The 5,604-nt window shown below is 37.9% G+C and carries 5 protein-coding genes; 4 read left to right on the top strand and 1 reads right to left on the bottom strand.

Annotation, left to right across the window (positions count from 1 at the left end; all coding sequences use genetic code 11):
• Positions 1–35 precede the first annotated feature (35 nt).
• Positions 36–1,001, bottom strand: a complete 966-nt coding sequence (locus tag AC3AX0_RS06045; protein ID WP_487549406.1) for a hypothetical protein — start codon at positions 999–1,001, stop codon at positions 36–38.
• A 262-nt stretch (positions 1,002–1,263) separates the two neighbouring features.
• Between AC3AX0_RS06045 and AC3AX0_RS06040 the strand changes: the two genes are divergently transcribed.
• From AC3AX0_RS06040 to AC3AX0_RS06025, 4 genes are all read left to right on the top strand, one after another.
• Positions 1,264–2,244, top strand: a complete 981-nt coding sequence (locus AC3AX0_RS06040) for an MBL fold metallo-hydrolase (RefSeq protein ID WP_487549405.1) — start codon at positions 1,264–1,266, stop codon at positions 2,242–2,244.
• A gap of 139 nt (positions 2,245–2,383) precedes the next feature.
• Positions 2,384–3,742, top strand: coding sequence for an NfeD family protein (locus AC3AX0_RS06035; RefSeq protein WP_487549404.1), 1,359 nt, complete (start codon positions 2,384–2,386; stop codon positions 3,740–3,742).
• A gap of 26 nt (positions 3,743–3,768) precedes the next feature.
• Positions 3,769–4,569, top strand: a complete 801-nt coding sequence (locus AC3AX0_RS06030; protein WP_487549407.1) for a slipin family protein — start codon at positions 3,769–3,771, stop codon at positions 4,567–4,569.
• Between the two features lie 134 nt (positions 4,570–4,703).
• A partial coding sequence (locus AC3AX0_RS06025) for a RecQ family ATP-dependent DNA helicase (RefSeq protein WP_487549403.1) occupies positions 4,704–5,604 on the top strand: 901 nt, incomplete at its 3' end.

Raw genomic sequence — 5,604 nt, 5'->3', positions numbered from 1 at the left:
AAAAACATCATCTCCTTTGCTCAGGGTATGAATACTTATATTTTTCTTTCAACGTCTAGAATTTCATTTCTGTTTATATCTTCAAGTTCCTTTATTTCACCATCCGCCTTTTTCAGTTCCTTTCTGAGCCTGTTGACAAGATTGTCTATTTTCCCATCGAGACTGTCAATCTGATCCCTTGCTTTATTGATTTTTGACTGTACCATCCAGTCAACAAGCAGGCCGTCAAAGAACCAGTCTGCAAAACCCAGGAAATCATCAATTGCAAGGTCTATAATTATATCCATATCCACATCCTTCAGCTCCCTGCTGAACTTCCTTAGAGTATGCTGGAAATCATGGATCTGGTCTTGAGCTTCCCTCATCTTGTTTCTTTTGACTACAGTAGATAAAATGCCACCGCCTACCATATCAAGGGTACCCCAGTTTGCTGCTGACTGAAGTGTCTTCTGGATTTTTCCTACCTGGGTATATGCTCTCTCTCCAGCATATACCGCTTCCTTAATCTCCTTCAGCTTTAGCTTGAGACAATCTATATCTTCATTTCTTTTTTCAAGTTCCTGCCATATTCCCGGATAGATATTCTTGATTATTTCTCTCTTTTCATTAATCAGTTCGACATATCTTTCCCTCAGCCTGACTTTAGTATTTTTGTCTGCCTTAAGACTTTTCAACTGTCTTTCCTCTGCTTCGATTTCAAAATTCAACCTGTCTATTCTGGACTTAACCTCAAGTACTTCTTCCTCTTCCTTTTGAAGCTTGTCGGTCTTACTGCTGGTCAAAGTACAGAAAAGATTTTCAAAGGTGAAATTGTTGAGCTTTTCCACATCCTTTTCTTCCTTTTCAAGCTTCAAGTAGAGCTCTTCCCTTTGATTCTTAAGGTATCCCAAGGATTCGCTCACACTAGCAATCTTTTTCTGGATTATCCTTATATTCTGCAAGGACTCCATTGTTTCACTAAGTTCTTCATTTATTTTTTCAATTCTGTTTTTATCATTCATGTCAGTCTCCTGGATAATCTTATCTATCATTATTGTACTGATTTTGATTCATCGTTGTGCAATAATGTGTACCTTTATTATACCTTATTTTATCAAATGAATGTTAATTTTTCAACAATATTGAACCACATTTTATTGATATTCAAAGCTGTTGAATCCCCTTATGTTTTTTAATAAAACACACTATGATTTTAAACATACTTGTACCTTACTTGTATTTTTTGTATAATATCTTAAAATCAATTATAGAAAGAGAGAAAATATGACACGAGAAATCTTTAGTAATATCTACTTAATAGAAGTTCCCCTTCCAAACAATCCATTAAAAAATCTAAACAGCTATTTTATAAAAGGTAAAAAAAGAAATCTCCTTATTGATACTGGATTCAACAGCGACATATGTTACGAGGCGCTGGTTCAAGGATTAGATGAAATCGGAGCAGACATGGAAAACACCGATATATTCCTTACACACCTACATTCGGATCATTCAGGTTTAAGCAAGCGAATTGCTTCAGAATCCAGCAAAATATATATAAGCTCAATCGATAAAATGTATCTGGAATATTTCAGCAAAGGTGACTACTGGGATGATACCAAGGAAAAATTCATGAATCAAGGCTTCTCAGAAGATGAGTTCATTATGAATAAAGAAACCAATCCCATTATAAAATATTCCCCTCCTTCTGATACGGTGTATGTAGAGGTAGAAAACGGCTATGTATTTAATCTTGGTGGAATCAATCTTGAAACAATTTTAACTCCAGGACATACTCCAGGACACATGTGCCTTTATGTTGAAGAAGAAAAAATACTTTTCAGTGGCGACCATATAATTTTCGACATAACTCCTAATATTAGTCCTCTTCCAGGAGTAACCGACTCCTTAGGCAGTTATCTGGAAAGTCTTGAAAAATTAAAAACCCTTGATGTATCCTATACCTTATCCTCCCACAGGAATGCAATGGGCGATGATAAAAAAAGGATAAGAGAACTCATTGACCACCATATGGAAAGACTTGATGAAGCATATTCAATAATAAAAGATGGCAAAAGACTTACAGCCTATGAGGTTGCTTCTAAAATGACCTGGTCTGTAAGGCTGAAAAGTTGGAATGACTTCCCTCCACACCAGAAATGGTTTGCCGTAGGAGAAGCGGCAGCACACCTTGACTATCTGGTACAAAACAGAAAGATAAATATGACAAAAGAAAATAATATAAACATATATTCGACTTTATAAACACATTTACCCTATGGCTAGATTTCATATCGTATCCATAGGGTTTTTTGCCTCTCTTATAACTTTATACAAATTGTGATATAATTGAATTAAGCAACAACTGCTTTTTTGATATCCAATCAAATAAAGGATGATCGCAATGTTTAAAAATATCAGACGAAACACAATACTGATTTTACCATTGATTCTCCTGACCGTAATTCTATCCTCAGTATTTGTTTCAGCCCAAAACGACTCCCCCCTTGTATTGACAATCGAAATAAACAATACCATAACTGCAGGTACTACGGAATATATTAGAAGAAGCCTTGAAACGGCCGAAGAAATGAATGCCGATGCAATAGTTCTTCTTATAGACACTCCCGGAGGCCTTGTTTCCGCAACCATTGATATCATGCGGCTCATACTAAATTCCAATACTCCAGTAATCACCTATGTGTATCCCCAGGGAGCAATAGCTGCATCCGCCGGTAGCTTCATTCTACTAAGCGGGAATATTGCAGCAATGTCTCCAGGAACAACATGCGGAGCAGCCATGCCGGTAATCATCTCCCCCACTGAAGGCACCACCCAAACTGCAGATGACAAAACTATCAAATTTCTAGCAGGTCACATGAGGAGCATAGCTCGAGAAAGAGGACGTTCAACTGATGTCGCAGATAAATTTGTCACTGAAAACCTTACTCTCGATGCCTACGAAGCCCTGGAAAAAAATGTCATAGACTATATTCCCAGCACCCTTGAAGAACTTCTTGAAACAATTCATGGAACTACTGTCAAAATAAACAATGAAAATATTATCTTAAATACAAAAAATGCAAACTTAGAGCCACTGGAAATGACAATAGTTGACAGAATCACCGACATAGTCAGCAATCCACAGATTACATTCATACTTGTCATAGTGGGAATATACGGCATCATCATAGGTTTTAATGCACCGGGAACCTTTGTACCGGAAGTTTTGGGAGCTATAGCATTAATGCTTGGACTCTACGGACTTGGACTTTTCGAGGTGAATATCTTCGCCGCAGCAATGCTGCTGCTTGGAATTGCCCTCCTGGTAGCCGAAGCCTTTACCCCAACATTTGGAATACTTGCCTTCGGAGGTATTGTTAGTATAGTACTTGGAATACTATTCCTGCCTGTAGAACCACTTATGCCTGCTGGATGGTTCAGAAGCTTCAGACTAATGGCAATAGGCATTGGAATAGGCAGCGGAATACTAATGGTGATAATTCTAACAGGAATAATAAGACTTAGAAAAAGCAAGGTAGTCCACGGCAATTTCGAATTTGACGGAAAAACAGGAACTGTAGTCGACACCCTTGATCCAAAAGGTCTGGTAAAAGTTCAAGGAGAAATATGGAGCGGAACCAGCAGTTTAGGCGACACCATAGAAACAGGTGAAAGAATAGTAGTGATAAAACGTGAAGGAATAAATGTAATAGTCAAAAAAACAAATAATGATACGGACATTAAGTCCAAGGAGGTATAAAAGTGTTTTTTCTAGATGAAAGATTTATGACCATTGTCGGAGTTTTGATCTTTCTTGTTCTTATACTCCGCCTTGCAATAAAAATAATTCTCGAATATGAAAGAGCAGTTCTTTTCAGACTGGGTAGATTGGTTGGCGTAAAAGGTCCAGGCCTTATAATCATCATTCCAATAATCGACAGAATTGTAAGGGTTCCCCTTAGAACTATAGTATTCGATGTCCCTACTCAGGAAGTGATAACGAAGGACAATGTTACCTGCAAGATCAATGCTGTGCTCTACTACAGGGCTGTAGCTCCGGACAAGGTAATTGTAAACGTTGAAAAATACCATGAAGCTACAATAGAATATGCACAGACAACACTGAGAAGCGTTGTAGGTCAGGCATATCTTGATGAATTATTGTCAGAAAGAGAAAAGCTCAACAATGTAATACAAAAAATCGTTGATGAAGCAACAGACCCTTGGGGCGTCAAGGTAACGGCAGTTGAAATAAAAGATGTTACACTGCCTCAGGAAATGCAAAGAGCCATAGCCAAAGAGGCCGAAGCCGAGCGTAACAGAAGAGCTGTAATCATTCAGGCAGACGGTGAAAAAGAAGCTGCCTTTAAACTTGCCCAGGCTACTGAAATACTTTCAACTCAAAATGGTGCAATGACTCTCAGAATGCTCAGGTCATTGTCGGAAGCAGCCGATTCAAAGTCCACAACCATACTCTTCCCTCTTCCTATGGAACTACGGGAATTACTGCCTGATATTAAAAAATGGGCTGAAAAAGCGAAGCGTTCTCATGAAAAAAAAGACAACGACGAAAACAAAACAGATTAAACAAAATTCAACATCCTTTTATGCTCTTATAAAGTATTAATAACAACTTTATGAGAGCATATTTTATTTGATTGAATTTTATTTTTTTGTGTTATAATTATGGAGTTGCATATTAATATTTACAGGAGCCATTTATGGATAAAATATATGAAATACTGAAAACACTATACGGATACGATGAGTTCAGAAGCAAACAGAAAGAAATAATCGAAAATACACTGGAAGGCAATGATGTCTTTACAATCATGCCTACTGGAGGCGGAAAATCCATGTGCTACCAGATTCCCAGCCTTATGTTTAATGGGCTAAGCATAGTTATTTCTCCTCTCATATCACTTATGAAAGACCAGGTGGACGAACTGAAAAGAATAGGCCTTCCTGCAGAATATATAAACAGCTCACAAAGCCAGTCTGAATATGCCGAAGTTCTGAAAGCGGTTGAAGAAAATCGATGCAAGCTTCTTTATGTATCACCAGAAAGACTTGAGCTTGAAGGATTCAAATCCATAATGCTTAATCAGACAATAAATATGATAGCAGTCGACGAAGCTCACTGTGTTTCACAGTGGGGACACGACTTTAGACCTGGATACAGGAATATAAGGACATTCATAGACTCCTTCGAAAAAAGACCTGTAGTTACAGCCTATACTGCTACTGCAAATGAGGAAGTAAAAAATGATATTGTGGATCTTCTTGGACTAAGAAATCCTGAAGTATTCATTTCCGGCTTTGACAGGGAAAATCTAGAGTTGAGGGTGTTAAGAGGCTTGGACAGAGACCTTTTTATAGAAAACTATCTTCACAACCACAAAAATTCATCAGGCATAATATACTGTGCTACCAGAAAAAGGGTTGATGAACTTTACAACAAGTTCTCGAAAAAGGGATATCCAGTATCAAGATACCATGGCGGTATGTCCCCCAATGAAAGAACCGCCAACCAGGAAAAATTCATGTATGACGATGCTAGGATTGTATTTGCTACCAACGCCTTCGGTATGGGAATAGACAAGTCAAACATAAGGTTTGTAC

The organism is Dethiosulfatibacter sp. (assembly GCF_983023055.1).
The sequence above is the reverse complement of the archived record's forward strand: the minus strand, read 5'-3'. Positions and strand labels throughout refer to the sequence as shown.